Genomic DNA, 3,788 nt, shown 5'->3' with positions numbered 1-3,788 from the left:
TTCACGACCACCGGCTGAGCCCGCTGGTCAAGGCGGGCTATCAGGCGCTGGCGCTGGACGAGACCCGCGAGGTCTATGCGCCGGTGCTCTGGCAAACCGAGCCGGATTTTGAAGGCCAGATCGAGCAGGTCTGGTTTCGCGGCGCGCATGGCGATATCGGCGGTCAGCTGGGCGGCGACGAGGCGGCGCGGCCTCTGGCCAATATCCCGCTGGTCTGGATGCTGGAGCGCGCCGAAATGTCCGGCCTGCCGCTGCCGCGCGACTGGCGCATGCGCTTTCCGGTGGACCCGGATGCGCCCTCGGTTGGCACCTGGTCGGGCTGGGGCAAGATCTTTCTTCTGCGCCGCCGCCGGATCGTCGGGCGCGACCCGAGCGAAAAGATTCATCCCAGCGTCTATATGGCGGATCGTTCCAAAAAATCAGGGCATTGGTATCATCTCTTCATGCGGCGCAGGCCGCATTGATCGCCGCCGCCCGGTGTCGGTTTACTCCAGCCGCAGCTTGAACAGCGCATAGATCAGCAGCCCCAGACAGCAGAGCGCTGCCAGCAGAAACGGCGCGCGCAGGGCCAGTTCGCGCCCCATCTCCGGCTCCAGCACTGACACGATGGCGCCGCCCGCCAGCGCGCCCAGCGGCATCGAGCCCCAGCCAAAGAAGCGATAGATGCTGTTGACGCGCCCCAGCAGCGCGGGCGGGATGCGCCGTTGCCGCCAGGACACCGTGATCACGTTCCACAGCATCGCCGCCGCCAGTACCGCAAAAAGCGCGAGCCCCATCGTCGCGGCATGGCGGCTCAGCCCGACCAGCCCGTATCCCAGGCCCCAGGTGGCAATCGCAGCATAGAGGCAGGGATGCAGCCCAAAGCGCCGCACCGCCAGTGGCGCGAGCAGGCTGCCGGTGATCGCGCCCATCGCCTCGATCGAGAGCAGCACCCCATAGCCCGCCGCGCTGAGGCCCAGCACATCCTGCGCAAACAGGATCTGCACCGTGATGGTCGCAATGGCGAGGAAATTGGCCAGCCCCAGCACGATGGCCAGCCGGAGCAACATCGCATCGTTGCGCATGAAGGCGATGCCCTCTTTCAGCGCCGCCCAGAAGCGCTGATCGGTTGGGGGCACCGGCTTCATCACGATCAGCCAGACAAAGCCCGCCGCCAGCACCAGCGCTGCGATATCGAGGCCAAAGGGCAGGCCGATCCCGGCGGCAATCAGCACGCCCGCGAGCGGCGGGCCGATGAACTGGCCGGTCAGCTGCTCGACGCTCCACATCTGGCCATTTGCGGCCTCCAGATCGTCGGCGGAGACAAGCGAGGGCAGGATGGTCTGGGCCGCATTGTCGCGCAGCACCTCCGCCGCGCCCAAGAGAAAGGCCAGGCCCGCCAGCAGCCAGATCGCGCCCGTCGCTGGTGCGCTCAGCGCCAGCAGCAGGATCGCGAGCGTCAGCCCCGCGCGCAGCATATCGGCGCGTGCAATCAGTTTGCGCCGGTCCATCCGGTCCACCACCACCCCGGCAGGCACCGAAAACAGCAGCCAGGGCAGCCGTCCGGCCGCCGCCACCGCCGCAATCGCCACCGCGTCGCGGGTCATCAGCGAGGCCAGCCAGGGCAGCGCCAGCGCCATCATGCCGTCGCCCAGATTGGTCAGCGCCCCGGCGGTGAACAGCAGGCGATAGTTGCGATTGCGATATAGAAGCGGCGCGGCCATGCGGTGTTCCTTGGCTGAAATCACCCTGAGGTTGCGCGAGATCGCAATGAAAAACAAGCACCGGCGCAATGACGTGGTTCAAACGCATCCCGCCGCGCGCTGCCAGGCCGGGATCGGTGACAGCGCGCGGCGAGTAATTCTATTTTTTAGAATGGCTTACGCGACCTTTTGCAAGCGGGCCTTGGATTTGACCCCCAGTGCGTGACAGACATCCCGCGTCAGCTCCGGGCGGTTCAGCGTGTAGAAATGCAACCGCTTGACGCCGCCTTCCAGAAGATCACTGCACAGCTCGCTGCACAGCGCCGTGGCCAGCAGATCGGTGCGGTTGTCGCGCTCGGCCTTGTCGAAGGCCTCGTCGAGCCAGGTCGGGATAGTCGTGCCGCAGCTCTCGGCAAAGCGGCGCGCGCCTTTCCAGTTCTCGATCGGCAGGATGCCCGGGGTGATCCGGTCGGTGTCGATCCCCGCCTTGGCGCAGGCATCGCGGAAGCGAAAGAAGCTCTCGGCCTCAAAGAAGAACTGGGTCAACGCCTCATCCGCGCCCGCGTCCAGTTTGCGCTTCAGCCAGTCAACGTTGGACTGCATGCTGGAGGAGTCCGGGTGGGCCTCCGGGTAGGCGCCGACACGCAGCGTGAATGTGCCCTTGGCGGCCAGGGCTTCGATCAGCTCGACGGAGGAGGCAAAACCGTCCTCGCAGGGTGTGAAGGTGCCGCTGCCCGCAGGCGGGTCGCCGCGCAGGGCCACCAGATCGGTGATCCCGGCTTCGGCGTATTGATCAGCGATGGCCAGGGTTTCGGCGCGGGTGGCGGAGACGCAGGTCAGATGCGCCGCGACCGGCAGGCCAGAGGCCTTGTGCAGCGTGGTCACCGCGTCGCGGGTCAGCTCCCGCGTGGTGCCACTGGCGCCATAGGTCACCGAGACAAAGCGCGGTGCCAGCGGCGCCAGCGATTGCACCGTGTCCCAGAGCCGGAAGGAGGCCTCAAGGTTTTTCGGCGGGAAGAACTCAAAGGAAATCTCGGGCGTTGTCACTGTCGTCTTCTCCTGATGGGCCTCGGGCGGGGCGGGTTTGCGTCGCTTTTGTGCCTTGAGGTGTCGTATGGCGTTTGACCCCTTCTCTCATGAGAGCTATCAGTGAATCAAATTCATATTTCTCAAGAACAACATGAGGCCTGCGATAGTATGCATATCGAATTTCGTCACCTGCGGACGATCAAGGCGATCCATGAGGCGGGCGGGCTGGCGCGTGCGGCGGAGCAGCTCAACATCACCCAAAGCGCGCTCAGCCATCAGATCAAGGGGTTGGAGGAGCAGGCCGGGGTGGAGCTGTTCCTGCGTCGTTCCAAGCCGATGAAGCTCTCGGCGGCGGGGTTGCGGCTGTTGCGGCTGGCCGAGCAGGTGCTGCCGCAGCTGGAGGCGGCACAGGCGGAGTTTTCCGCCCTGCGCGATGGCGAGACCGGCCGGCTGCATATCGCGATCGAGTGCCACGCCTGTTTCGAGTGGCTGTTTCCGGTTTTGGAAGCCTTTCGCAAGAGCTGGAGCGATGTTGATGTGGATATCCGCCCGGGCCTCGCCTTTGAGGCGCTGCCGGCCCTGATCCGCGAGGAGGTGGATCTGGTGGTGTCCTCTGATCCCGAAGACATGCCGGGCGTCACCTTTATCGAATTGTTTGACTATAACCCGGTCTTTGTGGCCTCCAGCCAGCACCCGCTGGCGGCAAAACCCTATGTCGAGGCGGAGGATTTTCGCGGCCAGACCCTGATCACCTATCCGGTGGAGCGCACCCGGCTGGATGTGTTCAGCCAGCTGCTGATCCCGGCGGGGGTGGAACCTGCGAGCATTCGCAAGGTGGAGCTGACGGCGGTGATCCTGCTATTGGTGGCGTCCAATCGTGGTGTCTCGGTGCTGCCTGACTGGGTGGTGCGGGAGGTGAAATATTCCTCGGATTATGTGACCCGACCGCTGACCGAGGCTGGCATCACCCGCAGGCTCTATGCGGCGATCCGCAGTGATGATCAGGAAAAACCCTTTATGCAGGAACTGATCCGCCTGGCCCGGATCGAGGCGCGGAAGTTGCAGCAGCAATAGGGT

General features: G+C 64.9%; 4 protein-coding genes. 2 read left to right on the top strand and 2 right to left on the bottom strand.

The features are described from left to right. A partial coding sequence (locus HCZ87_RS20175; RefSeq protein WP_167646837.1) for a DUF2235 domain-containing protein occupies positions 1 to 464 on the top strand: 464 nt, incomplete at its 5' end. Positions 465 to 485: 21 nt separating this feature from the next. Here the strand turns inward: HCZ87_RS20175 and HCZ87_RS20170 are convergent. Then, the gene (locus HCZ87_RS20170; RefSeq protein ID WP_167646835.1) at positions 486 to 1,703 is read right to left on the bottom strand and encodes an MFS transporter; all 1,218 of its coding nucleotides are present in this window, start codon (positions 1,701 to 1,703) and stop codon (positions 486 to 488) included. 156 nt (positions 1,704 to 1,859) lie between these two features. Then, complete coding sequence (metF, locus tag HCZ87_RS20165) at positions 1,860 to 2,729, bottom strand: methylenetetrahydrofolate reductase [NAD(P)H] (protein ID WP_167646833.1); 870 nt, start codon at positions 2,727 to 2,729, stop codon at positions 1,860 to 1,862. A gap of 150 nt (positions 2,730 to 2,879) precedes the next feature. On the opposite strand from metF, the gene HCZ87_RS20160 reads away from it, so the two are divergent. Beyond that, positions 2,880 to 3,785, top strand: coding sequence for a LysR family transcriptional regulator (locus HCZ87_RS20160; protein ID WP_167646831.1), 906 nt, complete (start codon positions 2,880 to 2,882; stop codon positions 3,783 to 3,785). The last annotated feature ends 3 nt before the right edge of the window (positions 3,786 to 3,788 follow it).

The organism is Phaeobacter sp. HF9A (assembly GCF_011806385.1).
Taxonomy (GTDB): Bacteria; Pseudomonadota; Alphaproteobacteria; order Rhodobacterales; family Rhodobacteraceae; genus Epibacterium.
Note: the sequence above shows the minus strand (reverse complement) of the source record. Positions and strands in the feature narration are given on the sequence as shown.